General features: G+C 63.9%; 30 protein-coding genes and 1 tRNA gene. 15 read left to right on the forward strand and 16 right to left on the reverse strand.

Going from position 1 to position 24,048, the window contains the following annotated elements; genetic code table 11:
- Positions 1–8: 8 nt before the first annotated feature.
- The 9 genes from RCI06_RS06355 to RCI06_RS06395 form a co-directional block, all read right to left on the reverse strand.
- Positions 9–917: a DMT family transporter gene (locus RCI06_RS06355; RefSeq protein WP_276873066.1), complete on the reverse strand. Its 909-nt coding sequence runs from the start codon at positions 915–917 to the stop codon at positions 9–11.
- Between the two features lie 26 nt (positions 918–943).
- Positions 944–1,168, reverse strand: coding sequence for a hypothetical protein (locus tag RCI06_RS06360; RefSeq protein ID WP_101553065.1), 225 nt, complete (start codon positions 1,166–1,168; stop codon positions 944–946).
- Positions 1,155–1,379 carry a hypothetical protein gene (locus RCI06_RS06365; RefSeq protein ID WP_306575094.1) on the reverse strand — a complete coding sequence of 75 codons (225 nt, stop codon included), beginning with the start codon at positions 1,377–1,379 and terminating at the stop codon, positions 1,155–1,157. Before RCI06_RS06365 ends, RCI06_RS06360 begins: the two co-directional genes overlap by 14 nt.
- Positions 1,380–1,794: 415 nt before the next feature.
- Positions 1,795–2,199, reverse strand: a complete 405-nt coding sequence (locus RCI06_RS06370) for a NusG domain II-containing protein (RefSeq protein WP_306575097.1) — start codon at positions 2,197–2,199, stop codon at positions 1,795–1,797.
- Positions 2,196–2,906 carry a PHP domain-containing protein gene (locus RCI06_RS06375; RefSeq protein WP_306575100.1) on the reverse strand — a complete coding sequence of 237 codons (711 nt, stop codon included), beginning with the start codon at positions 2,904–2,906 and terminating at the stop codon, positions 2,196–2,198. The genes RCI06_RS06370 and RCI06_RS06375 overlap by 4 nt, the downstream gene beginning before the upstream one ends.
- 34 nt (positions 2,907–2,940) lie before the next feature.
- A complete protein-coding gene (locus RCI06_RS06380; RefSeq protein WP_306575102.1) occupies positions 2,941–3,279 on the reverse strand; it encodes a hypothetical protein in 339 nt (112 codons plus the stop codon).
- A gap of 14 nt (positions 3,280–3,293) precedes the next feature.
- Positions 3,294–4,616: a [Fe-Fe] hydrogenase large subunit C-terminal domain-containing protein gene (locus RCI06_RS06385; protein WP_101553070.1), complete on the reverse strand. Its 1,323-nt coding sequence runs from the start codon at positions 4,614–4,616 to the stop codon at positions 3,294–3,296.
- 48 nt (positions 4,617–4,664) lie between these two features.
- Complete coding sequence (locus tag RCI06_RS06390) at positions 4,665–5,090, reverse strand: ATP-binding protein (RefSeq protein ID WP_306575122.1); 426 nt, start codon at positions 5,088–5,090, stop codon at positions 4,665–4,667.
- Positions 5,083–5,439, reverse strand: coding sequence for a DRTGG domain-containing protein (locus RCI06_RS06395; protein ID WP_101553072.1), 357 nt, complete (start codon positions 5,437–5,439; stop codon positions 5,083–5,085). Before RCI06_RS06395 ends, RCI06_RS06390 begins: the two co-directional genes overlap by 8 nt.
- Before the next feature lie 307 nt (positions 5,440–5,746).
- Here RCI06_RS06395 and RCI06_RS06400 point away from each other — a divergent pair, with 307 nt between their 5' ends.
- Genes RCI06_RS06400 through RCI06_RS06420 form a run of 5 tightly spaced genes read left to right on the forward strand, consistent with a single transcriptional unit; the run spans position 5,747 to position 10,804 of the window.
- Positions 5,747–6,241, forward strand: a complete 495-nt coding sequence (locus RCI06_RS06400; RefSeq protein ID WP_101553073.1) for an NAD(P)H-dependent oxidoreductase subunit E — start codon at positions 5,747–5,749, stop codon at positions 6,239–6,241.
- 4 nt (positions 6,242–6,245) lie between these two features.
- On the forward strand, positions 6,246–6,800 hold the full coding sequence (locus RCI06_RS06405; RefSeq protein ID WP_121586316.1) for an ATP-binding protein: 555 nt from the start codon (positions 6,246–6,248) through the stop codon (positions 6,798–6,800).
- Positions 6,801–6,843: 43 nt separating this feature from the next.
- Entirely contained in the window at positions 6,844–7,224 is a 381-nt protein-coding gene (locus tag RCI06_RS06410) for a ferredoxin (protein ID WP_101553075.1), read from the forward strand.
- Between the two features lie 18 nt (positions 7,225–7,242).
- Complete coding sequence (locus tag RCI06_RS06415; RefSeq protein WP_121586315.1) at positions 7,243–9,030, forward strand: NADH-quinone oxidoreductase subunit NuoF; 1,788 nt, start codon at positions 7,243–7,245, stop codon at positions 9,028–9,030.
- A 19-nt stretch (positions 9,031–9,049) separates the two neighbouring features.
- Positions 9,050–10,804: an NADH-dependent [FeFe] hydrogenase, group A6 gene (locus tag RCI06_RS06420; protein WP_101553077.1), complete on the forward strand. Its 1,755-nt coding sequence runs from the start codon at positions 9,050–9,052 to the stop codon at positions 10,802–10,804.
- A gap of 357 nt (positions 10,805–11,161) precedes the next feature.
- On the opposite strand, the gene RCI06_RS06425 is transcribed toward RCI06_RS06420, so the two are convergent.
- Positions 11,162–11,389, reverse strand: a complete 228-nt coding sequence (locus tag RCI06_RS06425; RefSeq protein ID WP_101553078.1) for a helix-turn-helix domain-containing protein — start codon at positions 11,387–11,389, stop codon at positions 11,162–11,164.
- A gap of 102 nt (positions 11,390–11,491) precedes the next feature.
- Here RCI06_RS06425 and RCI06_RS06430 point away from each other — a divergent pair, with 102 nt between their 5' ends.
- Entirely contained in the window at positions 11,492–11,728 is a 237-nt protein-coding gene (locus tag RCI06_RS06430) for a helix-turn-helix domain-containing protein (protein WP_306575104.1), read from the forward strand.
- A 737-nt stretch (positions 11,729–12,465) separates the two neighbouring features.
- Here RCI06_RS06430 and RCI06_RS06435 read toward each other — a convergent pair.
- Both RCI06_RS06435 and RCI06_RS06440 read right to left on the reverse strand, forming a co-directional pair.
- Complete coding sequence (locus tag RCI06_RS06435) at positions 12,466–13,413, reverse strand: transketolase family protein (RefSeq protein WP_101553080.1); 948 nt, start codon at positions 13,411–13,413, stop codon at positions 12,466–12,468.
- 2 nt (positions 13,414–13,415) lie between these two features.
- Positions 13,416–14,258, reverse strand: coding sequence for a transketolase (locus RCI06_RS06440; protein WP_101553081.1), 843 nt, complete (start codon positions 14,256–14,258; stop codon positions 13,416–13,418).
- A 213-nt stretch (positions 14,259–14,471) separates the two neighbouring features.
- On the opposite strand from RCI06_RS06440, the gene RCI06_RS06445 reads away from it, so the two are divergent.
- The 5 genes from RCI06_RS06445 to RCI06_RS06465 all read left to right on the forward strand — a co-directional run bounded on the left by RCI06_RS06445 (position 14,472) and on the right by RCI06_RS06465 (position 18,860).
- Positions 14,472–14,560: transfer RNA gene (locus tag RCI06_RS06445), tRNA-Ser, on the forward strand.
- Positions 14,561–15,245: 685 nt separating this feature from the next.
- Complete coding sequence (locus tag RCI06_RS06450) at positions 15,246–15,782, forward strand: helix-turn-helix transcriptional regulator (protein ID WP_101553085.1); 537 nt, start codon at positions 15,246–15,248, stop codon at positions 15,780–15,782.
- Positions 15,783–16,001: 219 nt separating this feature from the next.
- Positions 16,002–16,622 carry a hypothetical protein gene (locus tag RCI06_RS06455; protein ID WP_101553086.1) on the forward strand — a complete coding sequence of 207 codons (621 nt, stop codon included), beginning with the start codon at positions 16,002–16,004 and terminating at the stop codon, positions 16,620–16,622.
- Positions 16,623–16,678: 56 nt separating this feature from the next.
- Positions 16,679–17,299, forward strand: coding sequence for a hypothetical protein (locus RCI06_RS06460; RefSeq protein WP_101553087.1), 621 nt, complete (start codon positions 16,679–16,681; stop codon positions 17,297–17,299).
- Between the two features lie 226 nt (positions 17,300–17,525).
- On the forward strand, positions 17,526–18,860 hold the full coding sequence (locus RCI06_RS06465) for a hypothetical protein (RefSeq protein WP_306575105.1): 1,335 nt from the start codon (positions 17,526–17,528) through the stop codon (positions 18,858–18,860).
- Between the two features lie 119 nt (positions 18,861–18,979).
- Here the strand turns inward: RCI06_RS06465 and RCI06_RS06470 are convergent, their stop codons facing one another.
- The 3 genes from RCI06_RS06470 to RCI06_RS06480 form a co-directional block, all read right to left on the reverse strand.
- The gene (locus tag RCI06_RS06470; RefSeq protein ID WP_306575106.1) at positions 18,980–19,678 is read right to left on the reverse strand and encodes a Crp/Fnr family transcriptional regulator; all 699 of its coding nucleotides are present in this window, start codon (positions 19,676–19,678) and stop codon (positions 18,980–18,982) included.
- Between the two features lie 148 nt (positions 19,679–19,826).
- Entirely contained in the window at positions 19,827–20,642 is an 816-nt protein-coding gene (locus tag RCI06_RS06475; RefSeq protein WP_306575107.1) for a hypothetical protein, read from the reverse strand.
- Positions 20,632–20,841 (reverse strand): helix-turn-helix domain-containing protein, encoded by a 210-nt coding sequence (locus RCI06_RS06480; RefSeq protein ID WP_101553091.1) that lies wholly within the window; start codon positions 20,839–20,841, stop codon positions 20,632–20,634. The genes RCI06_RS06475 and RCI06_RS06480 overlap by 11 nt, the downstream gene beginning before the upstream one ends.
- A gap of 243 nt (positions 20,842–21,084) precedes the next feature.
- On the opposite strand from RCI06_RS06480, the gene RCI06_RS06485 reads away from it, so the two are divergent.
- Genes RCI06_RS06485 through RCI06_RS06500 form a run of 4 tightly spaced genes read left to right on the forward strand, consistent with a single transcriptional unit; the run spans position 21,085 to position 23,026 of the window.
- Positions 21,085–22,008: a DUF1848 domain-containing protein gene (locus tag RCI06_RS06485; protein WP_306575110.1), complete on the forward strand. Its 924-nt coding sequence runs from the start codon at positions 21,085–21,087 to the stop codon at positions 22,006–22,008.
- An 18-nt stretch (positions 22,009–22,026) separates the two neighbouring features.
- Positions 22,027–22,497, forward strand: coding sequence for a methylated-DNA--[protein]-cysteine S-methyltransferase (locus RCI06_RS06490; protein WP_276872235.1), 471 nt, complete (start codon positions 22,027–22,029; stop codon positions 22,495–22,497).
- Between the two features lie 15 nt (positions 22,498–22,512).
- Complete coding sequence (locus RCI06_RS06495) at positions 22,513–22,734, forward strand: hypothetical protein (protein ID WP_101553094.1); 222 nt, start codon at positions 22,513–22,515, stop codon at positions 22,732–22,734.
- Entirely contained in the window at positions 22,715–23,026 is a 312-nt protein-coding gene (locus RCI06_RS06500) for a YbjQ family protein (RefSeq protein ID WP_101553095.1), read from the forward strand. Before RCI06_RS06495 ends, RCI06_RS06500 begins: the two co-directional genes overlap by 20 nt.
- Positions 23,027–23,177: 151 nt before the next feature.
- Here RCI06_RS06500 and RCI06_RS06505 read toward each other — a convergent pair whose 3' ends face one another.
- Positions 23,178–24,029, reverse strand: a complete 852-nt coding sequence (locus tag RCI06_RS06505) for a hypothetical protein (protein ID WP_306575125.1) — start codon at positions 24,027–24,029, stop codon at positions 23,178–23,180.
- Positions 24,030–24,048: the final 19 nt, after the last annotated feature.

The raw sequence follows: 24,048 nt of genomic DNA on the forward strand, positions 1-24,048 counted from the left end.
CGCCCTCCTTACGGCGTATTGGCGGGCTGGGGCTGGTTCCTGTGCGGGAAGGTCCCCTCGGCGATCATGACGCCCATCAGGATGAGCACCGCGCCGGCCAGCATCAGCAGGGTGATCCGCTCGTGGAGCACGACGATCGACGCGAGCATCGTGACGAGCGGGTTGAGATAGACAAAGTTGTTGGCGCGCACCGCGCCGAGCCGCCCGACCACATGGTACCAGAGCACGTAGCAGAGGGAGGAGGCCACCACCCCGAGGAAGAGCAGGTTCCCCCACACCTCGGGCAGGCGCAGCACCGCCGGGTCGAAGGGCGTGCTGTCAAAGAGCAGACAGGGCAGCATGGTGACGATCGAATAGAAGAAGATGCGCCGGGTGATGTAGACCGGCTGGTAGCGGCTGTCGATCTTGCGCAGGATGACCGTGTAAAACGCCCACGAGAGGGCGGCCGCCAGGGCGAGCAGGTCGCCCGCCGGGGAGAGCTTCAGAACGAAGCGCCCGTTGAAGACGACGAGAAAAATGCCCGCCATCGCGAGGAAGAAGCCGTAGAACGCGTGGCGGGTGAGGCGCTCGTCCCGCGTGAAGAGGTGCGCCACGACCGACGTGAGGATGGGCGCGGCCGAAATGAGCAGACTCACGTTGGATGCCTGCGTATAGGAGAGCGCGGTGTTTTCCGCCAGAAAATAGAGGGTGCTGCCGCAGAGCGCCGCGGCGATGCAGCACAGCTCCTGACGCAGCCCCTCCGGGCGGTGAAATTTCGGATGGATGACGAGCAGCGCCGCATAGGCGATCAGGTAGCGCAGCAGCATGATCTGCACGGGGGAGAGCCGCGTCAGCAAAATTTTGGTCGACACGAAGGTCGTCCCCCAGAAGAGGATCACAAGCAGCGCGAGCAGGGTATACAGTCTGTTTTTCTTCATCTGCGGTCCATTCTTTCCGTCGGAAATCAAAGCGCGGCGACTGCGGCGGAGTTGAAGTTCTGCCAGAAGCCCTTGTCCTCCACCGCCTCGCGGAACTGGATAAACAGAAAAACGCCAACGATCAGCACCGCCCCCGCGATCACCGCGGCGGTGATCCAGCCCGCGCGGCGGCGCGCCCGGTGGCGGTTCTGCTCCCGGCGTTTAATCTTATCGAAATCGATGATCTTGCGGTCAGGGTCACTGTTGTTCATCGGCAAAGAACATCCTCCAGATCAAATAGGCATAGGAAGCGACGGCCACGACCCACAAAACCGGCGCGAGCTTCTTCAGGGGCTTTATAAAGTAGACCCCGAGCAGCGCGCCGATCGACAGCAGGCAGGTCTTGAAGATCGCAACGTCCCGGACCGAAAAGCCCCGGAACCGCTCCATCCCCCAGTCGATCACCCTTTGCACCGCGTCCATGGCAATGCCTCCTTCTTTGACAGTCGTCCCGGCGGGCAGTCCCCGCCCCTATGGAAAGTCTATCACAGTTTGTCCCTTTTTTCAACCGGGGGGACCCTTTTGAAAAAGGGGCCCCCCCGACCCCCTCCGAAAACGTTTGGCGCAGGCGGGGCGCTCGGAGAAACCACAGGCGCGGGCCGTGCGGCGGGGAGGGGCGCTCGGGGGAACCGCTTACCTCTAGCTTTCCCGCCCGACGGCCGGTTCAAACGTCAAATTTTGAGCGCGGCGAAAAAGGCCGGGCGGCGGAAAACGACGCCCCGGCGGGGCGTCCGCGAAGGCCCTGCCTTCGCGCGTGCGGCGAAGCCGCGCGGTTTTCCGCCCGGCCCGCGTTCCCGCCGCGCGCTCCGTCAGCCGTCCCGTCCGGGAGGCGCGTCGTCTAGGGGTGGTCCGATTCGGTGATCCACCGGACCCCGCCGTCGGGCGGCAGCTCCCCGCGCGCATAGCAGACGAGGGCGGTGCGGTTGGGCATACAGACCGCCCGCTCGCCCGGCGCGCCGCACCAGCCGGTGCGCTCGCAGATGTGGTCGGGGCAGGTGACCTCGACAAAGCGCACCCGCCCGTCCGCGACCTCAAAGGAGACGGGCCTGCCCGTCTCCTCCTCGATGCGGAAGGTGTAGGGCCGCGCGGTCCTGCTGAGGTCGATGCGGTAGAGCGCGGTTCCGTCCACCGAGACGACCGCCACCGTGTCGCCCGAGCGCGGCCAATAAAAGAAAAGCGCCAGTCCGGCGCACACGGCGACCACCGCCGCGAGGATGATCCATTCGATTTTTTTCATTTTCATGCGAGGCGCTTCGCCAGCCCTTCAAAATCCACCGTGTCGAGGTGGATGCAGTGTTCCCGCTCGGAGATGTTTTCGAGGTAGTGCGCGTCCGAGCTCGTAACGATAGCGTACCCCTCTTTGTACGCCTGATTCCTCCCGTCCGCGAAGAATGCCTCCGGGTCCGCGACCTCGAGGGTGCGGAAGGCGCATTCGGGCGGGATGAACCCGAGGTTGGAGAGCACGCTGTTGCTCGCGCGGTCGATGTGCGCGGGGTAGCAGAACCCGCCGTACCCCTTGACGAGCGCGGGCAGGTCGGAGATTTCGATCGTCGTCGCGTTGATGAGCAGCTTTTGCTCGATGCCGGCGGGTTCGTCCCGCCGGTCGAGGATCTGCTGCGCGCCGAAGATCTCGGGGACGTTATCGATGTCGGGCAGGCAGCCGTGCACATACCCGTCGAAATCCATCGCGTTCTCCAGCGCGGGGAAGAGGCAGACGACGTGCACCTCTTCGGCGGTCGTCAGCTCCATGCCCGGCAGCACCGCAAGGCCCGACCCCTCGGCGGCGCGCATGAGCGCCGGGCAGTTTTTGCAGGAGTTGTGGTCGGTCAGCGCGATGAGGTCGAGCTCCTTCAGGAGCGCCATGTTGAGGATGTTGTTGGGGGTCATGTCCATGTCCCCGCAGGGGGAGAGGCAGGAGTGGATATGCAGGTCGTAGAACACCGGACGCATCGGCTCGCCTCCTCTCCCAAAATCGCCCTTCCCGCTAGGCCCCGGCCATGCGGGTGTGGATGTCCAGCGCGGTGTCGAAGACCGGCTTCTCCGACCAGAGCACCGCGATGTCGTTTTGCTCCGCCTTCTTTTTGGCGTCGTCGTCGAGCGCCGCGCCCTCGGCGAGCACCACGCAGGCCACGTCGGCCAGCAGCGCCACCGCCATCGCGTTGACGTTGCCCATGACCGTCACCCACGCGCTGTCCGCGGGGGCGCGCCCCATCACAAAGCTGAGCAGGTCGCAGCTGTAGACGCTTTCGATCTCCCGGCCGAGGGAACCCTCCCCCGCGAGAATTTTAAGCCCGGCCTGTGCGGCCAGCTGTTTCACCGTCATATTGGTCCCCCCGGTCATTCCTTTTCTTCGGTTTCCTCCGCCGCGACCTTGGGCATCACGCTCGAAAGCCGCCGGAGCCCCTCGGCCATCCCGCGGATCTCCTCGCGCAGCTTGAAGATGCACGCCTCCTCGGTGGCGAAGCCGCGCACGATGTCCTCGGCGAGCGCCTTGCAGGAGGGCGCGCCGCACGACCCGCAGTCCATGCCGTAGAGCCGCCCCTCGATCTCCCGCATCATCTTCATCTTTTCCATCGCGGTGCGGATGTCCGCGTCCAGTTCGAGCACCGGCTCGTATTCGACCGGCGCGTCCCAGGTGTAGGGGGCGAGGCTCTCCTCCTCGAGGTGGTTGCAGGAGACGGGACGGTATTTGCGGATGCGCTTGAGCTTGGCCTTGGCGACGTAGGGGTTTTCCACCCCGAGCACCCCGCCGACGCAGCCGCCCGAGCAGGCGTTGAGCTCGACGAAGTCGAGGTCGTAGAACTTCTCGTCCTCGAGATCCTCGAGCACGCGGATGACGTTTTCGATGCCGTCGGCCGCGAGGTACCGCTCCTTGAGCGCGGCGGCGGCCTCGCCGCCGCTGCTGCCCCAGCCGATGCCCATCCGGCCGGCCCCCGCCATGTCGACCGAGGCGGGCACCTTGCGCATGAGGCTGATCAGCTTGGGGTAGACCTCCCGGATGGCGAGCACCGCGTCGACGGCGCTCTTCTCGGTGCCCAGCGGCATCTTGACCGCCGTCACCTTCGCCGGGCAGGGGGAGATGAAGATCGCGCCGATCTTTTCGGGCGGAAGGCCCGTCTTTTCGGCGGCGCGCGCCTTGGCCACCCGCGCGGCCACCTCGATGGGCGGATGCAGCGGGAGGATGTTGTCGATGAGCTCGGGGAAGCGCACCCGGATGAGCCGCAGCACCGCCGGGCAGGCGGAGGAGATGACTGGGCGTTTGATGTCCTCGCGCATCATGTACCGCCGGGTCGCGTCGCTCACGAGCTCCGCGGCGCGCGCGACCTCGTAGACGTCGTCGAACCCCATGAGGGTCAGCGCCCCGAGGATGAGGTCGATGTCGTCGAGGTTGTTGAACTGCCCATAGAGGCTCGGCGCGGGCAGCGCGATCTTATATTCGAAGCTGTCCATCACCGAGATGGGGTCGAAGATCGCCTGCTTGGCGTGGTGCGGACAGACCCGGATGCACTCGCCGCAGTCGATGCACCGCTCCTTGATGATCTTCGCCTTGCCGTTGCGCACGCGGATGGCCTCGGTGGGGCAGCGCTTGACGCAGTTGATGCATCCGTGGCACTTGTCCCGGTCGAGGGTCACCGAGTGGAAAAAGTTTGTGGTATCCATCATGACGGCCTCCCAGATAAATCCTGCCCGCTCCGGGGGGAACGCGGATCAGGCGACGTACACCTTCATGTTGACGGTGGTGCCGACGCCGACCTCGCTGATGACCTCCATCTCGTCGGAGTATTTCTTCATGTTGGGCAGGCCCATGCCCGCGCCGAAGCCGAGGTTGCGCACCTCCTCGGGCGCGGTGGACCAGCCCTCCTGCATGGCGAGGGAGATGTCCCGGATGCCCGGGCCGTGGTCGACCAGCCGCATCGTGACCGCGTCGGGCGTCACCTCGACGGTGATCTGCCCGCCGCCGCCGTGGATCACCATATTGATCTCCCCCTCGTACATGGCGATGGCGACCTTGCGCACCACCTGCGGGGAGAGGCCCAGCTTTTTGAGGACCCCCTTGACGTCGCTCGACGCCTCGCCCGCGCGGGTGAAGTCGTCGCCCGGGACGTCGTAGGTGAGGTTGATCGTATCAGACATCGGTTTCACAGCCACCCTTCAAGCCGTTGTCGTAAAGCAGCCCGCAGGCGGTAAACATGCGGTAGGGGGTCGAAAGCACGGCGATCCCCCGCTGGCGCGCGAGGGAGAGGATCTGCTCGTCGGGGCGCTTGCCGCGCACGAAGACGATGCAGACCATATCCATCATTTCGGCGGTGCGCACCACCTGCGAATTGACGAGCCCTGTGAGCAGCACGCTCTGGTCCTTGACATAGGCGAGCACGTCGCTCATCATGTCGCTGCCGCAGGCGGTATGTACCTCGGCTTCCATCGAGTCCCCCTCGCAGAGGACCTCGGCCTTGAGAATCCTGGCGATATCGCTGACTGTCATGGGCCATTGCTCCTTTCGGAAATCGGAAAAGCGGTCGGTCTATACCTGAATATTATATCATTTTGCGCGCGGGGCCGCAATGACCGGCCCGCCAAAATCCCCCGCCAAAAGCTGTGGAATCTGCGGAGGGGGCGGGAATTGGAAAAGTCCGGAAGGACTTGTCGAATTGTCATGAAAAACGCCGCGTTTTTGCGAAAATTCAGGGGGATTCATCTGGACGGCATTATGATTTTCTGTTATAATCATAACAATTCTATAATGGTGCCGTACGCCCTGAGCGTATGGCAATGCCAAGGAGGTAAGACAGATGGCGAACACGAAAACCGTGGTCCCCTTCACCGGCACCGCTGAGCAGGAACAGCGGCTGCAGAAGGTGATCGAGGAGCACAAGGGCCAGAAGGGCGCTCTGATGCCGGTTTTGCAGGGCGCTCAGGAGATCTACGGGTACCTTCCGATCGAGGTGCAGAAGATGATCTCCCTCGGGCTCGACATCCCGCTGGAGGAAATCTACGGGGTCGCGACATTCTATTCCCAGTTCACCCTCAACCCCAAGGGACAGTACAAAATCTCCGTGTGCCTGGGCACCGCCTGCTACGTCAAGGGTTCGGGCGATATCTTCCAGAGGCTCCAGGAGAAGCTCGGCATCCAGTCCGGCATGTGCACGCCCGACGGGAAATTCAGCCTCGACGCCTGCCGCTGCGTGGGCGCCTGCGGCCTTGCGCCGGTCCTGATGGTCAACGACGAGGTCTACGGCCGCCTGACGGTCGACGACGTCGACACCATCCTCGCCAAATACCAGTAACGCCATGCAGGAGCTTTCGCTGAACGTGCTGGACATCGCGCAGAATTCGGTCCGCGCGGGCGCCTCGCTCATCGAGATCACGGTGGACGAACAGCCCGCCGCCGACACCCTCACGATCACCGTGAGGGACGACGGCTGCGGCATGACGCCCGAACAGGTGCGGCGGGTCACCGACCCGTTCTTCACCACCCGCACCACCCGCAGGGTGGGGCTGGGGGTGCCGTTCCTCAAGATGGGCGCCGAGATGACGGGGGGAAGCCTCTCGATCGAATCGGAGCCGGGGAGGGGCACCGCCGTGACGGCGGTCTTCGGCCTCACCCACATCGACCGCATGCCGCTCGGCGACATCGCGGCGACCGTCGCCTCGCTCGTGCAGTGCAACCCCGACATCGATTTCACCTACACCTTCCGCCACGGGGCGGGGGAGTTCACCGCCGACACGCGGGAATTCCGGCAGGTGCTCGACGGCGTGCCCCTCTCGGAGCCGTCGGTGGTCGGGTTCATCGGCTCGTTCATCCGCGAAAACACGCAGGAGGTTTTAGACACGCAGGCGTCCTGACGGCAGGACGCGCAACCACATTGTGGACGGAGGAATCTTACATATGAAAAGCTTAGCGGAGCTTCAGGCTCTGAGGGACAAGGTCAAAACCAACATGGGCATCCGCGCGGACGACAGCGGCAACACCCGCGTCGTGGTCGGCATGGCCACCTGCGGCATCGCCGCGGGCGCGCGCCCCGTGCTCCAGGCGTTCACCGAGGAGGTCGCCAAAAAGAACCTCCAGAACGTCACCATCGCCCAGACGGGCTGCATCGGCATCTGCCAGTACGAGCCGGTCGTCGAGGTCTTCGAGCCCGGCAAGGAGAAGGTCACCTACGTCAAGATGACCCCTGAAAAGGCTTCCCAGATCGTCCAGAAGCACCTGATCAACGGGCAGGTCGTTCAGGAGTACACCATCGGCGCGGTCGCCGGCAGCAAGCTGTAAGAAAGGAGGAAGCGCACCATGTATCGTTCCCATGTGCTTTGCTGCGGAGGTACGGGCTGTACGTCCTCCGGCTCGGCAAAGATCATCGAAGAGTTTGAAAAGGAAATCGCCGCGACCGGGCTCACCGAGGAGGTCAAGGTCGTCAAGACCGGCTGCTTCGGCCTCTGCGCGCTCGGCCCCGTCGTCATCGTCTATCCCGAGGGCTCCTTCTACTCCCGCGTCAAGCCGGAGGACGTCAAGGAGATCGTCGACGAGCACCTGCTCAAGGGCCGCATCGTCAAGCGCTTGCTCTACACCGAGACGGTCGTCGAGGACAAGATCAAATCCCTTGACGAGACCGACTTCTACAAGAAGCAGAAGCGCGTCGCGCTGCGCAACTGCGGCGTGATCGACCCCGAGGACATCAACGAATACATCGCCTACGACGGCTATATGGCGCTGGGCAAGGTCCTCACCGAGATGACCCCCGAGGACGTCATCGAGACGCTCAAGGTTTCCGGGCTGCGCGGCCGCGGCGGCGCGGGCTTCCCGACCTGGCTCAAGTGGAACTTCGCCAAGGCCCAGCCCCCCGGACAGAAATACGTCTGCTGCAACGCCGACGAGGGCGACCCGGGCGCGTTCATGGACCGCTCGGTGCTCGAGGGCGACCCCCACTCGGTGCTCGAGGCGATGGCGATCGCCGGCTATACGATCGGCGCGAGCCAGGGCTACATCTATGTGCGCGCCGAGTACCCCATCGCGGTCAAGCGCCTCGAGATCGCGCTGAACCAGGCCCGCGAGATGGGCTTTTTGGGCAAGAACATCTTTGAGACCGGCTTCGACTTCGACATCGACATCCGCCTGGGCGCCGGCGCCTTCGTCTGCGGCGAGGAGACCGCGCTCATGACCTCGATCGAGGGCCACCGCGGCGAGCCGCGCCCCCGTCCGCCCTTCCCGGCGGTCAAGGGCCTCTTCGGCAAGCCCTCCATCCTGAATAACGTCGAGACCTGGGCCAACATCCCCCAGATCATCTTGAACGGCCCCGAGTGGTTCGCCTCGATGGGCACCGAGAAATCGAAGGGCACCAAGGTCTTCGCGCTCGGCGGCAAGATCCACAACACCGGCCTCGTCGAGGTCCCGATGGGCACCACCCTGCGGGAGATCGTCGAGGAGATCGGCGGCGGCTGCCCGAACGGCAAGAAGTTCAAGGCGGCCCAGACGGGCGGCCCCTCCGGCGGCTGCATCCCGGCCTCCCTCATCGACACCGAGATCGACTACGACAACCTGCTCGCCATCGGCTCGATGATGGGCTCGGGCGGACTCATCGTCATGGACGAGGACAACTGCATGGTGGATATCGCCAAGTTCTTCCTCGAGTTCACCGTCGACGAGAGCTGCGGAAAATGCACCCCCTGCCGCATCGGCACCAAGCGCCTCTATGAGATGCTCGACCGCATTACCCGCGGCGAGGGCAAGATGGAGGACCTCGACAAGATGGAGGAGCTCTGCTACTACATCAAGGAGAACGCGCTGTGCGGACTCGGCCAGACCGCTCCCAACCCGGTGCTCTCGACGCTGAAGTATTTCCGCGACGAGTACGAGGCCCACGTGAAGGAAAAACGCTGCCCGGCGGGCGTCTGCAAACACCTGCTCCAGTACCAGATCGTGGCCGACAAGTGCAAGGGCTGCACCCTCTGCGCGCGCAACTGCCCGGTCGGGGCCATCGCCGGCACCGTCAAGAACCCGCACGTCATCGACCAGTCCAAGTGCATCAAATGCGGCGCCTGCATCGAGAAATGTAAGTTCGGCGCGATTGTGAGAAAGTAAGAAAGGAGCGTGCCTGGATATGGAAAAAGAAATGGTTAATATAAAGATCAACGGTATGCCCTTGTCCGTGCCGAAAGACAGCACCATTCTGGAAGCGGCCCGCTATGCCGGCATCCAAATCCCGACCCTGTGCTATCTCAAGGAGATCAACGCGATCGGCGCCTGCCGCATCTGCGTGGTTGAGGTCAAGGGCGCCAAATCCCTTGTGGCCGCCTGCGTCTACCCGGTCAACGAGGGGATGGAAATCCTCACCCACTCCAAAAAGGTCTATGCCTCCCGCAAGATCACCCTCGAACTCATCCTCTCCACCCACAAGAAGGAGTGCCTCTCCTGCGTGCGCAGCGGAAACTGCGAGCTGCAGAAGCTCTGCCACGACTTCAAGGTCGAGGATGAGCACCGCTATGAGGGCTCCAACCCCGAGTGGCCCAAGGACGACAGTGCGGTCCACATGGTCCGCGACGACAACAAGTGCATCCTCTGCCGCCGCTGCGTCGCCGCCTGCTCCAAATGGCAGGGCATCGGGGTCATCGGCCCCAACGAGCGCGGCTTCAATACCCACATCGCCTGCGCCTTCGAGCAGAACCTCAGCGAGGTGGCCTGCGTCTCCTGCGGGCAGTGCATCGTCGTCTGCCCGACCGGCGCCATCTATGAGAAGGACCAGACCAAGGAGGTCTGGCGCGCGCTGCATGACCCGACCAAGCATGTCGTCGTCCAGACCGCGCCCTCCATCCGCGCCACGCTCGGCGAGGCGTTCGGCATGCCGATCGGCACCAACGTCACCGGAAAGATGGTCGCCGCCCTGCGCCGCATGGGCTTTGAAAAGGTGTTCGACACCGACCTCGCCGCCGACATGACCATCGTCGAGGAGGCCCACGAGCTGGTGGAGCGCATCCAGAACGGCGGCGTGCTGCCGATGATCACCTCCTGCTCGCCCGGCTGGGTCAACTACTGCGAGCATTACTTCCCCGACATGATCCCCAACCTCTCCACCTGCAAGTCGCCGCAGCAGATGTTCGGCGCCACGGTGAAGACCTGGTATGCCCAGAAGATGGGCTGGGATCCCAAGGACATCTTTGTGGTCGGCATCATGCCCTGCACCGCCAAGAAGTTTGAGGTCCGCCGCGACAACGAGGACGCCGCCGGTTCCGGCATCCCCGACGTGGATATCTCGCTGACCACCCGCGAGCTCGCCCGCATGATCGACCGCGCGGGCATCGACTTTACCGCCCTGCCCGACGAGGACTTCGATTCCGCCATGGGCGAATCCACCGGCGCGGGCGTCATCTTCGGCGCCACCGGCGGCGTCATGGAAGCGGCGCTGCGCACCGCGGCCGAGTGGGTCGGCGGCAAGCCTCTCCAGGACGTCGAGTTCAAGGAGGTCCGCGGCACCGAGGGCATCAAGGAGGCCAGCTACCAGATCGGCGACCTGACGGTCAACGTGGCGGTCGCGTCCAGCCTCGCCTGCGCCCGCAAGCTGCTGGAACAGGTCCGGGCGGGGATGAAGAACTACCACTTTATCGAGATCATGGGATGCCCGGGCGGCTGCGTCAACGGCGGCGGCCAGCCGGTCCAGCCCGCGAGCGTCCGCAACTTCGTCGATCTCAAGTCGCTCCGCGCCAAGGCGCTCTACGACGCCGACGAGGCGAAGCCCCTGCGCAAGAGCCATGAGAACCCCGAGCTGCTCAAAATTTATGAGGAGTACTTCGGCGAGTTCGGTAGCCACCTGGCCCACCGCATCCTCCACACCACCTATGTGGAGCGGCCCCACTTCTGATTCTTACGTAAAAAGCCCCCGGGAGCGACTGCTCTCGGGGGCTTTTCTTAGATTTTCCGCCCAGTGGGGCGGAGGGCTTTTTCGCGCCTCATAGAGGCGCTCTGAATGTGCCGCCTTCGGCGGCGGGGGATTGCCGGGTCCCGCCCCGGCGGGCGGGGTACTTTCTTTGCGTCAAAGAAAGTACCCAAAGAAGGACGCTCAAGGGGACTTCCGCCAGTCCCCTTGAGAATCCCCCGGGAGTACCTTGCCAGTACCCGCCGGTTACCGTCACTCCCCACAGGTCACTAGCTGAAGGCTCAATTCAGGTTGCGGACGCTCCCAACGGGAGGGGAACGGCCCCTGTCGCCGGCGGAGGACTCAGCCCTCCGCCTTCTTCGGCGGATATGGGGTCGGCTCGTCCGTCAAATCAAGCAGATAGTCCACGCTTGTCCCGAAATAACGGGACAGAATTAGGAGCTTTTCTACCGATGGGGTACGCTCTCCGCTCTCATATCGGGAGAGCATCGCCTGATCAATCCCGGTTTTCATCTGGAGCTGGATCTGCGACAGACCGTTTTGTTCCCGGATATACCGCAAGTTTTTCATATCCTCCGCCCCCTTTATGCCATTATGTCATATTTTATTCTTGACATTTATACCTGTATGTCATAACATAAAATTATACCTATTTGGCATAAGGAGGGCGTTATGAAAGTTTATCACCATTTGGCGAAGATTCGGAAGGAGCGGGGGCTGACGCAAAAGAAAATCGCCGAGGTCATCGGGGTTTCCGAGGGCACCTATGGCCGGTACGAGCGGCGGGGCGGCATTCGGGTAAGCCATATTGACGCGCTGGCGGATTTTTACGGTACAAGCACCGACTACCTGATGGACCTGACGGACACCCAAAAGCCCCACCCGCGGGCCCCAAAGCGAAAAGGCTAATCCGCGCGCCAAACGGGGAAAGCCGTGCTCCCCGGCCGCACCTGTAAGAGCGTTATTGAGGCTCCCCGGCAGAGGCGTCGAGGCGCACGTCAGTTGCGGCCCCCGACCGCAACTGACCCCGCGTTTTGACAAGCAAAAGCGCGTGCGCCTCACGAGAGGAGGGCTTAGGCGGCCTGCCCGGGCTGCGCCCGGAGCGCGCTACGCGCGACGGCCGCTCGCGGGCGCTCCGCCCCGCGCCCCCGGCTTGAGTCCGCTTCGCGGACCCGGCCCTGCGGGCCGGATTTCTTAAGCAGAGTCCCCTTTGGGGACAAAATCCTGCCCCGTGTGCCCACCCCTGGCGGGTGCGGTGGCACTTACCGTTGAAAGCACCGCAACCCGAATTGTCTCCTCGGACGCACCGGTAAGAGCGTTCTGGGGGCTCGCCCGCAGAGACGTTGCGCCTGCGGCTAGGCGGTTGACGGGTTGCTGTAGACTGGTACTTCGATCCGTGTTACGAGGCCGCGACCTTTGGGGCCGAAGGCCCGTCGCGGCCGGGGTCGCAGGGGCGCAGCCCCTCGTGCCCTTCTTTGGTTCCTTTCTTGGGCAAGCAAGAAAGGAACTCGCTGTCGGTCGACTACCGACAAGCTCCGCCGCCCGATGAGCGGCAAATCTAAGCTCCCCGCCGCTGAAAGGGCGGCAAGCCGCTCCCTGAGCGGCAAAGAAAAGAGCCGCCCTGACGGGCGGCTCATTATTTTTTGTTACTTTTTCAAAGCAATCGCGGCGCGGGCTTTTTCGGCGATGCCCTCGGGGGTGAGGCCGTAGGCCTTCATGACGAGGGGGGCCTTGCCGGAGCGGCCAAACACGTCGTTGACGCCGTGCTTGACGACCGGGGTGGGGCAGGTCTCCGAGAGGAACTCGGAGACGGCGGAGCCGAGGCCGCCGATGACGTTGTGTTCCTCGCTCGTGACGATGCAGCCGGTTTCCTTCGCGGCCTTGAGCACGAGCTCGGTATCGAGGGGCTTGATCGTGTGCATATCGATCACGCGGGCGGAGACGCCCTCGGCCTTGAGCAGGTCGGCGGCCTTGAGGGCCTCCTGGACCATCATGCCGATGGCGATGATCGTGACGTCGCTTCCGTCCACGAGCTGGATGCCCTTGCCGATCTCGAACCGATAGCCGGGAATGGCGTCGGTTACGGTTTCGACCGCAAGGCGGCCAAGGCGCATATAGGCCGGGCCATCATAGTTGAGGAGCGCCTCGACGGCGGCGGTCATCTCGTTGCCGTCGCAGGGGCAGAGCACCGTCATGCCGGGGATGACCCGCATAAGGGCGAAGTCCTCGATGCACTGGTGGGTGGCGCCGTCCTCGCCGACCGAGAGGCCGCCGTGGGAGCCGATCACCTTGACGTTGAGGTGGGGGTATGCGATCGAGTTGCGCACCTGCTCATAGGCGCGGCCGGCGGAAAACATCGCGAACGAGTTGGCAAACGGTTTTTTGCCGCAGGTCGCGAGACCCGCCGCAATGCCCATCATGTCCGCCTCGGCGATGCCGATATCAAAAAACTTCTCCGGATACGCTTTCGCAAAGCTGTTGGTCATCGTCGCGCCCGCAAGGTCGGCGTCGAGCACGATCAGGTCGGGATCGCTCCCGCCGAATGTCACAAGCGCCTTGCCGTATGCGGCGCGGGTTGCAATTACCTCTCCCATGATTAACCCTCCAGACCTTTCAGGGCCGCTTCCAGTTCCGCGCGGCCGATCTCATACTGCTCGTCGTTGGGCGCCTTGCCATGCCAGCCCGCGTTGTTCTCCATATAGGAGACGCCCTTGCCCTTGACCGTCTTGGCCAGGATCATCGTGGGCTTGCCCTTGCAGGCCGCCGCCGCGTCAAACGCGTCGGAAATCGCGCAGTAGTCGTGCCCGTCGATCTTGATCACGTTCCAGCCGAACGCTTCCCACTTTTTATCAAGCGGCTCGGTGGGCATGACGTCGGAGGTGGAACCGTCGATCTGCAGGCCGTTGACGTCGATGACGCCGCAGAGATTGTCCAGGCCGTATTTGGCCGCGGCCATGCCGGCCTCCCAAATCTGGCCCTCCTCAATCTCGCCGTCGCCCATGACCGCGTAGACGCGGTAGTCCTTCTTGTCGAGCTTGCCCGCCAGCGCCATGCCGACCGCGACCGAAAGGCCCTGTCCGAGCGAGCCGGTGGACATATCGACGCCGTTGACGTGCCGCATCTCGGCATGTCCCGAAATATGGCCCTCAATGCTGCGGAAGAGCTTTAAATCCTCCTCGGGGAAGAAGCCGCGCAGAGCGAGCGTGGGGTAGAGGGCGGGGGTGCAGTGTCCCTTGGAAAGGACAAAGCGGTCCCGGTCGGGATTCTTGGAATCCTTGGGATCCACCCTCATCTTCTCGAAGTAGAGGACCGCCAGAATATCAGCGACCGACAGCGATCCGCCGATGTGTCCCGAAGCGGCGGTATGTACCGCGTCCAGTCCCGCGAGGCGGATTCTGGTCGCGATAATGGCCAGTTCCTTCGCGCGTTTTTGATCCATTCACGTTCATTCCTTTCACCATACAAGTCCAATCTTTGCGGCGCCGGCACCGTGGCGCCGCCAAATGACAGCACCTTTATCATAATACAGATTCCCCGAAGAATCAATAGAATTCCCCCGCGCGGGCGTCTATTTTTTGCGCGCCGGCCGCCCCGGAAAGTGAAAAATGCGTTGACTTCGGACATGCGATCTGATATAATAATATCCTGTTATGGAAGCGTATCGAAGTGGTCATAACGGGCCTGACTCGAAATCAGGTAGACGGCAACGTCTCGTGGGTTCGAATCCCACCGCTTCCGCCAAATAAAAGCAGCCAGTCGAAAGACTGGCTGTTTTTATTTGGCGCCTCTGCGGCAGGTTATCCCCTCCCCGACCAGGCGTTGCCTCCCAGTGGAAACCGGGAATCCAAACGGAACACTCACGCAAAAAGAAAAGGCGCCAGCCTGCGGCTGGCGCCTTTTCTTTTTGGTCGAGCGGGGCGGCGGCCCGCAGGCGAAACGCAGCGTGTCTGTTTTTCCGGAGGTCCCCATGATCGGCGGGTCCCGCTTGTAAGAGCGTTGCCATGCCGGAAAAAACCGCGCGTTTCCACGGCTAGTTGTATTCTGCCAGATACGACAGCACAATAATATGGTATAATTTAACAAATATCGGCTTCAAATCGATAAAGCGCAAAACGCGGGAAGGGGAGGACCCTGGCGGGCGGTTAAAACTCGGATCGTAAATCAGATAAGGAGGATGTCGCAATGAATCACCAGGCATTGGAAAAAGAGATCTTACGCTCCTGGAAGAACTGCGCCCGGGCGGGGCTGTCGCCCGACCAGCCGACTCCCTCCCACCCCCTGAAGGACCGGCAGCTCGAACGCCTGCGGACCGAGCACGGCCGGGCCATCACCGCGCTGGAGGCCAGCATTTCGGAGGTGCGCCGCGAGCTCCCCGACCACATGGCGTTTTTAATGACCGACGCCCAGGGCATATTGGTAAAAAAAAATGCCGCCGGACGGGCGGTTTCCCAGTCTGGACGAGGGCGTCTCCTTTGCGGAGCGGTACGGGGGAACCAACGCGATCGCGCTCTCGCTTCGGCTGCACAGGCCGGTTCGGACGGAGCCCCAGCACCATTACTGCGCGTTTCTCAGCGGATGGTATCTCTGCGCGCTCCCGCTCCGTCTGTCCACGCAGACGCTCTGCCTCGCCATTGTGACGGAGCGGGAATCCATCACCCGGCTCCACCTCACGCTGCTCGGCCTCCTCTCCCAGACGGTGTCCCACCGGTACCGGGAGAGCCTGCTCAGCCGCACGCCGGAACATCCTCCCGTCCGCCTGAGCGCACAGCAGCGGGCGGTCCTCCTGTGCCTCGCGCGGGGGATGACCGAGAGGGCGGCCGCGGCGCAGCTGCATCTGTGCGAGGACACGGTCAAGTACCACAAGCGGAACCTCTTCCGAATCTTCAGCGCGCCCTGCAGCGTCAGCCTGGTGGTGAAGGCGCTCCAGAGCGGCGCTTTTTCTTTGGAGGAGATCGGTGTTTGAGGGGCCGCGCCGCGGGACTGCCCTTTTGGGCAGCCGGCGGGAAAAGCCGCCTCCCCACCCGTTTGGGGGTATGGCGGGGGAGAGGGTCCGGCGCTATACTTGCATCAAGGTTTAAACCTCCAGCGTTCCCGCCGGACCGCCGGCGGCCCCTCGCCCCTCTCCGGCGGGAACGAACGGGCGCCCCGTCTCTGGAAACACCATTTTGTTAGGAGGTATGGTATGCCTGGCGACGTTCAAATCACCTATACCAACCAGTCCATGAACCTGGACCAGCCCAAAGTGTTCCTGTTTACGAGGAACGAGATCCCCACCTTCGACAGCCTTAAGAACGGCGTTGCCTGGAAGGTCATCGAGCGGGTGGGGCGCGGGTCCTCCTGCGTCTTTCCCTTCCCCGAGGAGACGGAGATCTGCGCCAGCTGGAACAACGGGACCTGCTCGACCATCCGTCTGAAGGCCTTCAGCGGACAGGGGTACTGCGTATCCCGGGATGAGACGGGGATCGTTCTTCTGGCGGACGGGAACGGGGCGAACCCCCGCTCGCTAGATGTGCGCAACGACGTCCACGTCCCCAACGGCGTCAGCGTGGACCTCTACAAGGACGGCCGCATCATGATGAGCGAAAAGATCGTCGCCTACGACCAGAAGGCGACCTTCGTGGTCCATCCCAAGCTGTACTGGGGCCTCGCCTCCGAAATCCAGGAGGGTGAAACCATCGGCTCCGCCGTCCTCAACTCCAGCCGCTTTTTCGAGCTCGATCTGGAGGGCATGTCCAATGTGGTCGTGGGCCTGCACGGCAACGCGGAGGACGGCTACCGGTTCCGCGTGGAATCCAAGTGGTGAACCCGCGCCGATCCCCGCACGACCAACACCCAATACATATGGAAAGGATGCTATTCATGCCGAATACAATCAAAATCCACTACGTGAACAAATCCATGAACCAGGATATGCCCAAGATCTTCATGTTTATGCGCAACGAGATCCCGACCTTCGACGCCCTCAAGGACGGCGTCGCGTGGAAGGTCATCGAAAACGTGGGCCGCGGCTCCTCCTGCAACGTGCTCTACCCCATTGAGACCATGGTTTCCGCCTCCTGGGATGAGCGTACCTGCCAGACCGCGATGATGCAGTCCACCATCGGCAGCCGCTACACCGTGCTGCAGGACGAGACCGGCATTACCATCACCAACGACGGCAACGCCGGGAACACCCGCTCCATCGACGTGGCCAACGACGTCCATGTGGAGGGCGGCATCAGTGTCGACCTCTATAAGGACGGCAAGCTGATGATGACCAAGAACACCGTCGCCTACGGCCAGAAGGCGACCTTCGTGCTCCATCCCAAGCTGTACTGGGGCCTGGCCTCCGAGATCCAGGAGGGCGCGCAGATCAGCTCCGCCGTCCTCAACTCCGACCAGTTCTTTGAGCAGGACCTCGAGGGCGTGTCCGAGGTGACGGTGTCCCTGTACGGCAACGCCGAGGACGGCTACCAGTTCAAGCTCGAAAACCAGCGCTGATCCGCCGGCCGGCCGAGGAACCCCCGGGGCCGTCCCAACGGCGGCAAAAAGCTGATAAGGCAGCTGCAGGCTGCGGCCAGTTCCTCTCCGGCCGGCCCGGGTCCGGTCCGGCCGCCGGGGGGCCGGCCGCGGCCTGCCCTTTCCCTGCGCGGCCCCGGTCCCGGCGGCCCCCGCAATCACCGCCCGGGGCGCGGACCGATTCTGCCAACGACAAGGAAGTGAGACTATGGGAAAATACGCAAAAATACAGTTGATTCCGTGGGAGGTCTATACCGGGCCGGTTTTCGACGGCCAGTGGCGGGCGGTGGACTACGCGGGCATCAAGCGCCCGCTGGGGGACCGGCGCTGGGACGTGCTGAGTCAGTGCGTCGACATCAGCGCGCGCTGCGCGTTCACGCAGATGGCGGTCGAGCGGGCGTTTGAAGCCGCCGACGCGAGCGAGGAGGTCCTCAAAATCTTCATCGCCCCCGAGTTCCTCTACCGCGGGGGCGGGGGCGCGTACCTGCACGACCTGATCAACGGCTGGAGCGCGGCCTGCCCCTTCTCCGACTGGCACCTGCCCCTGCCCTACGGCGGCCCCTGGCCCGGGCTGTTCGGAAGCCTGCGGGCGCTGGTGGCGGAGGAGCGGTTCAAGGACTGGCTCTTCGTCTTCGGCACCGCTGTGAGCGCGGGCTTCCGCGCGCGCAACGGCATGATCCTTCGGGTGGGGGCGGGCGAATCGGCGGGGGGCGCGCCGCCGCCCGCGGTCTGCTTCAACAACGCGCTCATCCAGTGCGGCGGATGGGGCCCGCTGGAGGCGGCGCACGCGCCCCACTCCTACGTGACCGGGAAGCATTTGCAGTCCGGCATCGACTTCATCGAGTTCAGCCTGGAGGGCTGCACGGTCAACGACAACGGCAACGTGGAGCCGGCCAACGACCAGTCCATCAGCGTGCTGGACAACATGCTGGTCGAGGAGGGGTCCGCAGTGATGGGCTTTCCGCACATCCGGCACCTGGACGGCAGCATGATCAAATTCGGGGTGGAAATATGCCTCGACCACGCGGCCTGCGGCGGGCGGCCGGACTGCGGGCGGCTGGCCTACTGGGGCGAGCGCGTGGATATCCAGCTCGTGCCCTCCTGCGGGATGACGCTGAGGCCTCATTCCGTTTCCCTTCGGCAGCACAACCCGGATACGCCGGACGCTTACGCCTTCAACTGCGACGGTCTGGTCACCCTGCGGACGGCACAGGACGGCTACGGGACCCATCTCCAGCTTTGGGCGCAGGACACGGCGGGGGCCTGCCACACGCTCATGGAGGTCGGCAACGGCTGCGACCCGGACGACCCGGACCACATCCCTGTGGGAGAATCGGTGACGGTGACGGCGGATTGGCCGACGGACGCCGTGCTGCTCTGCGATCCCGCCGAGATCCCGGGCTACCTGCTCTGGGCCAGCATGGGGGAGCCCGACCCCGGCGCCTATGTCGACCCCTCCGTCCTTTCCTTCCAGTGGCCGGCCGGCGCGGGATATGTCCGCCCGCTGCCCCCTCTCGACCTCTCGCCCGAGGGCGGGGATTAGCGCTCCCCGGGCCGCTTCACAGGCCGCTTTCCCCCGCGCCGCGCGGGACGGCGGAAAAGCCGCGGGGCCGAACGGCCCCGCGGCTTTTTGCACCCGTTTCAGATTCTTTACCCGCGCCGTCAGAACAGCTCCGCGTCCTCCCGGTCCCGGGGACGCAGCAGGCGAAAATGGCTGCGGCGGGTCTCCAGCAGTCCCTCCTCCCTCAGCCTGGACAGGGCGGCGGACATCGCGCTGCGCTCCACGCAGAGATAGTCCGCCAGCCCCTGCCGGTCGAAGGGGATGTCGAATTCCCCGCCGCCATGGGCCGCCGCCTCCTCCGACAGGTAGGAGAGCAGCTTCTCCCGGGTGGTGCGCTTGGAGAGGTGCCTCAGCCTGCGGTTGAGGAGCAGGTTTTTGTCCGCCAGCACGGCCAGCATGTTCCGGACCAGCCGCGCGTGAAAATCGCAGGCCGACGGACAGGCGGTAATGATTTTCCGGTAGTCGATCAGCAGGACGCGGCAGTCCGACGTTGCAAGCACGCTGACCGGGAGCGTCCGCCCGCCGCCCGACGCGCAGGCAAACGCCTCCGCGAAGAGGTCCCCCGGCGCAAGGGCGGTGAGGATGGTGCGGGCGCCGGAAAACTCCTCCCGCAGGACCTGCGCGCGCCCCTCCAGCAGGACGCCGACCCGGTCGGCGGACTGGCCCGCCATCAGGATGAATTCCCCGGCGGGATAACGCCGGTGCACGGCGCCGAGGCAGCCGAGCATCCGCTCCCACTCGTCGGGCCGAATCCCGTCGAAGAGGGGGACGCTCCGGAGAATGGCTTCATGGTCGTTCATTTGGCGCCTCCCTCGTTGGAAAAACAACATTTGTACGATACCCAGTATAGCCTGCCGGCAGCCAAAAAGCAAGCTGTCCGCCGAAAGTGAAAGCCGGGAGGACACGGCCCCGGCCGCGTCCTCCCGGTGATAGGTTTCCGCTGTTGTTTCAAAGTCCGAGCTGCCTGGCGCGGTCGAAGGAATCCAAACCGTTTCGGCAGACGCCGCAGACGATGTCCAGCTCATTTTTCAGCTGCTCCGCGGCCTGCTGGATCTCCTCCAGCTGTTCCCTGCCGGCACAGCGCAGGCCGGCCCCCGCGAGCCTGCGGATACACGCGCGGATCTGGGCGACCTGGCCGGGGATGTCCTCCGCATCCGCGGCGGCTTCCTGCGGCGCGGTCCCGGCCCCCGCCGGTCTCCAGTAGGCCTTGAAGTAGTAGTGCCTGCCGTCGGGGAAGGTCATCGTGTCCACCTCATCGGCCGCCTCCAGCCGCAGCTCTCCGGCCTCCTGCATCCGGAAGACCTCGTTGACCAGGTCCACCAGCAGGTCCACGCGGTCGTCCGGAACGGCGAAGCCGTCCGCCCTCTCCTCAAAGCCCTCCCGGCGGAGCAGCCCGGCCAGCGCGGGATAGAGCGCGCTGTAGTTGGAGCCGCGCGTCCCCTTGAACTCGCACACCTGCAGCGTCCCGTCGGCATAGCGGAGGTAGCAGACGCGGTTGACCGAGTCGAAGACCTTTGCGCGGCGGGAAAAGACGTTCGCGTTTTTATAACCCGCCTTTACCTCGGTCAGCGAAAACTTCCCGTTGATCCGCCTGAGCTTCTGGGCGATTTCACGCGGGATGGTGATCGAATTCGTAATCTCCCGGGCGGGATCGTTCGTCTGGTCGGGAAGGAGCAGCGACCCCTCGTAAACAAACGGGCGCGTCCGGTCGAGCGCGTCCTCCGAGCGGGCCCCCTCGTGCGAAAATAGGATCTTACCGGTCATCAGCCTCGTCCTCCTCCATCAAAATCTCCTCCGGCGGAACGCCGAAAATCGCGGACAGCTTCATCAGCGTATCCCCCGGGAGCCTCGTCTGCCCGGATTGATACCGCCGAAGGGTCCTCACGCTGATCGACAGTAGCCGGGCCAGCTCCTGTTCTCTGTATCCATGCTCCGTCCGCAGCTCCCTGATTCGAATCCGCATGGCCTGTTAGCCCCTCTCCCAGCTCTTTTCTCCCATTATAGCCTGTTTAGCCCGGGTTGTATAGTGCCAATGTTGACCCATTTCCCCGGATAGGCCGGGCCATTTCGCAAGTTCGCCGCTTTCCCGGCCATCCCGGCGGTCCTGAAACAGGGTGTGGTTTCCCCGCAATCCGTGCTTGTAAGCGGAGGGGAATTGGGGTACAATAAATGAAAAGCCGATGCTGGCGGAGGGGAGGGAAGGGCCGTGATCCTCAGCGTAAGCCGCCGGACGGATATTCCGGCCTATTATTCCGCGTGGTTTCTGAACCGCCTCGCGGAGGGCTTCGTCCTGGTGCCGAACCCGCATAACCCCCGCCAGTTGAGCCGGATCCCGCTTTCGCCCGAAACGGTCGACTGCATCGTCTTTTGGACAAAGAACCCCGCCCCCATGCTGGACGCTCTCCCGCGGATCGAAGCGGCGGGCTACCCGTTTTATTTCCAGTTCACGCTGACCCCCTACGGGCCGCGGACGGAACCCGGCCTGCCCCCAAAGGAGGAGCTCGTCCGCGCCTTTTGGGCGCTCTCCCGGCGGCTCGGCCCCAAACGGGTCGTCTGGCGGTACGATCCCGTCATGGTGGACGGGCGATATCCCACGGCATGGCATCTGGAACGCTTCGAGGCGCTCTGCAACGCACTGGAGGGCGCGGCCGAACGCTGCGTCTTCAGCTTCGTCGACCCCTACCGCCACACGGGCGGCGCCTACCGCGAGACGACCCGTTCGGAATGCCTGGACGTGGCCGGGGGCTTCGGGGAGATCGCGGCGTGGCACGGCTTCTCCCTCTTTACCTGCGCGGAAACGATCGACCTGTCGGCCTTCGGCATCGGGCACGCGGCCTGCATCGACCCGGAGCTGGTGGGCGGGATCCTCGGCTGCCCCGTCAAGGCCGCGAAGGACCCCGGCCAGCGCCCCGCCTGCGGATGCTGCGAAAGCGTCGACATCGGCGCGTACAACACCTGCCCCGGCGGCTGCGCCTACTGCTACGCCACGACCGGCCGGGCCGCCGCCCTGCGGTGCGCGGCGGCGCACGACCCCGCCGCCCCCATGCTGACCGGCTGGCCGCGCGGAGGGGAGCGCATCTCCGACCGGGCGGTGAGATCCCTGAAAACAGCCCAGACAACCCTTTATTGACTGTTGGGAGGCGACGCATTGAAACAGATCCTGTACACCGAATCCCCCTTCGGGACGGTCGGCATCGCCGAGGACGGGAAGGGCATCTGCGCCCTCTTCTTCCTGCGCGGCGAAAAGCCGGAGGGCTACATGGAGGCGGAGACGCCCCTGCTCAGGCGGGCAGCGCGGGAGCTGGCCGAATATTTCTCCGGGGAGCGGCGCGCGTTTGATTTGCCGCTCTCGCTGGAGGGCACGGCCTTCCAGCGCGCCGACTGGGCGGCGCTTTGCGAAATTCCCTACGGCGAGACCCGTTCCTACGGGCAGATCGCCGCAAGGCTCGGCAATCCAAAGGCCTGCCGGGCGGTGGGCATGGCCAACCACCGGAACCCCGTGGCGGTCCTCGTGCCCTGCCACCGGGTGGTGGGCAAAAACGGTTCCCTGACCGGCTACGCGGGCGGACTGGACGTCAAGGAAGGGCTGCTCGCGCTGGAAAAACGCTGCGGCGGATAAAAAGGAGGCGGTTTCTTGAAGGGAAAAAAGCTCGTTGCGCCCGCCGTGATCACGACCTTTCTGGTGCTCTGGTTTTTCGGCTATCTGGCGCTCTGCCTGCTGGTCCCCATGCCGGTTTTTTTCAAGGTGGTGGGCTGCCTCGTCTTTCTGGCGCTCATCAGCGTATCCATCTACGTTCTGACGGAACGAATCAAAGAAATCAGGAGTGGTGAAGAAGATGATCTTGGTAACTACTGAAACGATCAGCGGAAAAGAGCTGGAGACCCTCGGGCTCGTCCGGGGCAGCACCATCCAATCGAAAAACATCGGCCGGGATATCACGCAGGGGTTTAAAACCCTCGTGGGCGGCGAGCTGAAGGCCTATACCGAGATGATGAACGAGGCCCGCGCCATCGCCACCAAGCGGATGGTCGAGGATGCGGAAGGGCTCGGCGCGGACGCCGTCGTCTGCATGCGCTACGCCTCCTCCGCCGTCATGCAGGGCGCCGCCGAGGTGATTGCCTACGGCACCGCCGTCAAGTTTAAATAAGGCCGATTTCCACCCAGGTCCACGAAGCGAAAGAAACCGGGCCGTCAATCCAAAGGATTGACGGCCCGGTTTTTGACTGTGCGGCAATCAGCCCGGCCTGATCAGCGTTTTCGGAGTCACGGGGGCGCTTTTTCAAAAGCGTCCCTTTTTTCTATTTCCCATCCCTTTTTGCGTCCTTCCGCTCTTTTTTCTCCGCGCGCATCCTGGCGACGCCCGCGCGCAGGGCGTCAAGCGAAGCGGGGGAGCGGGGGAACTGCATGTGCGGGAAGGCGTCGAGCATACGGCGGTGGAGGGCGTTGTGGCTGCCGGCAAGGGCGTTCAGCCGCTCGTGCAGGCGCAGGCCCTCCCCCTTTTCCAGCAGCCGGTCGATCCGGTCGGAAAGGGGCAGCGCGCGCTGCTCCTCCAGTTGGAGCTTCTTCTCCATGATGACCGCGTCGGTGCGGGCGCGCGCGTCCTCGAGGGCGTCGCGCAGCGCGTCGAGCTTGCCCGAAAGCTGCAGGGCGGTGCGCACCGAGAGGAAGAGGTCGACCGCGAGCAGGGTGGTCAGCGCCGAGGCGAACCAGATGAGCGTCACAAAGGATAAAGACCCGACCATGCGCCCGACAAAGGGGTGCAGCACCCGCATGACGAACACGCCGAGCAGGCCGAAGAGGACGGAATTCAGCAGGCAGACCCGGCCGTGGATGTTGAAGCGCATGTTGGAATAGTCCCACCACTTGGCGTGGAAGATCGTCTCCAGCAGCCAGCCGGTGAAGTATTCGAGCGCGCTCGTGACGAGCAGTCCGCAGACAAAGAGGAGCGGCAGGCTGAAATCGACCGGCGTCAGGCAGTGGATGACCGCCAGCGCGCCGAAGCCGTAGACCGGGCAGAGCGGGCCGTTCAAAAAGCCCCGGTTGATAAACCGCCCGGCCGGGATGGAGCAGTAGACGCACTCGCAGCACCAGCCCAAAAAGCTGTAGATGAAAAAGCAAAGGACGATCCCGCAGAAGGTTTCCGCGCTCAGAAAGACCCCTCCCCCCGGT

It is taken from the genome of Anaerotruncus massiliensis (ex Togo et al. 2026), assembly GCF_030825285.1.
GTDB classification, from domain to species: Bacteria; Bacillota; Clostridia; order Oscillospirales; family Ruminococcaceae; genus Anaerotruncus; species Anaerotruncus massiliensis.

Excerpts from the sequence above, each read along its gene's own strand:
- RCI06_RS06355 (WP_276873066.1), bottom strand. The coding sequence starts at position 917 with ATGAAGAAAAACAGACTGTATACCCTGCTCGCGCTGCTTGTGATCCTC.
- RCI06_RS06360 (WP_101553065.1), bottom strand. The coding sequence starts at position 1,168 with ATGAACAACAGTGACCCTGACCGCAAGATCATCGATTTCGATAAGATT.
- RCI06_RS06365 (WP_306575094.1), bottom strand. The coding sequence starts at position 1,379 with ATGGACGCGGTGCAAAGGGTGATCGACTGGGGGATGGAGCGGTTCCGG.
- RCI06_RS06370 (WP_306575097.1), bottom strand. The coding sequence starts at position 2,199 with ATGAAAATGAAAAAAATCGAATGGATCATCCTCGCGGCGGTGGTCGCC.
- RCI06_RS06375 (WP_306575100.1), bottom strand. The coding sequence starts at position 2,906 with ATGCGTCCGGTGTTCTACGACCTGCATATCCACTCCTGCCTCTCCCCC.
- RCI06_RS06380 (WP_306575102.1), bottom strand. The coding sequence starts at position 3,279 with ATGACGGTGAAACAGCTGGCCGCACAGGCCGGGCTTAAAATTCTCGCG.
- RCI06_RS06385 (WP_101553070.1), bottom strand. The coding sequence starts at position 4,616 with ATGGATACCACAAACTTTTTCCACTCGGTGACCCTCGACCGGGACAAG.
- RCI06_RS06390 (WP_306575122.1), bottom strand. The coding sequence starts at position 5,090 with ATGTCTGATACGATCAACCTCACCTACGACGTCCCGGGCGACGACTTC.
- RCI06_RS06395 (WP_101553072.1), bottom strand. The coding sequence starts at position 5,439 with ATGACAGTCAGCGATATCGCCAGGATTCTCAAGGCCGAGGTCCTCTGC.
- RCI06_RS06400 (WP_101553073.1), top strand. The coding sequence starts at position 5,747 with ATGGCGAACACGAAAACCGTGGTCCCCTTCACCGGCACCGCTGAGCAG.
- RCI06_RS06405 (WP_121586316.1), top strand. The coding sequence starts at position 6,246 with ATGCAGGAGCTTTCGCTGAACGTGCTGGACATCGCGCAGAATTCGGTC.
- RCI06_RS06410 (WP_101553075.1), top strand. The coding sequence starts at position 6,844 with ATGAAAAGCTTAGCGGAGCTTCAGGCTCTGAGGGACAAGGTCAAAACC.
- RCI06_RS06415 (WP_121586315.1), top strand. The coding sequence starts at position 7,243 with ATGTATCGTTCCCATGTGCTTTGCTGCGGAGGTACGGGCTGTACGTCC.
- RCI06_RS06420 (WP_101553077.1), top strand. The coding sequence starts at position 9,050 with ATGGAAAAAGAAATGGTTAATATAAAGATCAACGGTATGCCCTTGTCC.
- RCI06_RS06425 (WP_101553078.1), bottom strand. The coding sequence starts at position 11,389 with ATGAAAAACTTGCGGTATATCCGGGAACAAAACGGTCTGTCGCAGATC.
- RCI06_RS06430 (WP_306575104.1), top strand. The coding sequence starts at position 11,492 with ATGAAAGTTTATCACCATTTGGCGAAGATTCGGAAGGAGCGGGGGCTG.
- RCI06_RS06435 (WP_101553080.1), bottom strand. The coding sequence starts at position 13,413 with ATGGGAGAGGTAATTGCAACCCGCGCCGCATACGGCAAGGCGCTTGTG.
- RCI06_RS06440 (WP_101553081.1), bottom strand. The coding sequence starts at position 14,258 with ATGGATCAAAAACGCGCGAAGGAACTGGCCATTATCGCGACCAGAATC.
- RCI06_RS06450 (WP_101553085.1), top strand. The coding sequence starts at position 15,246 with ATGCCGCCGGACGGGCGGTTTCCCAGTCTGGACGAGGGCGTCTCCTTT.
- RCI06_RS06455 (WP_101553086.1), top strand. The coding sequence starts at position 16,002 with ATGCCTGGCGACGTTCAAATCACCTATACCAACCAGTCCATGAACCTG.
- RCI06_RS06460 (WP_101553087.1), top strand. The coding sequence starts at position 16,679 with ATGCCGAATACAATCAAAATCCACTACGTGAACAAATCCATGAACCAG.
- RCI06_RS06465 (WP_306575105.1), top strand. The coding sequence starts at position 17,526 with ATGGGAAAATACGCAAAAATACAGTTGATTCCGTGGGAGGTCTATACC.
- RCI06_RS06470 (WP_306575106.1), bottom strand. The coding sequence starts at position 19,678 with ATGAACGACCATGAAGCCATTCTCCGGAGCGTCCCCCTCTTCGACGGG.
- RCI06_RS06475 (WP_306575107.1), bottom strand. The coding sequence starts at position 20,642 with ATGACCGGTAAGATCCTATTTTCGCACGAGGGGGCCCGCTCGGAGGAC.
- RCI06_RS06480 (WP_101553091.1), bottom strand. The coding sequence starts at position 20,841 with ATGCGGATTCGAATCAGGGAGCTGCGGACGGAGCATGGATACAGAGAA.
- RCI06_RS06500 (WP_101553095.1), top strand. The coding sequence starts at position 22,715 with ATGATCTTGGTAACTACTGAAACGATCAGCGGAAAAGAGCTGGAGACC.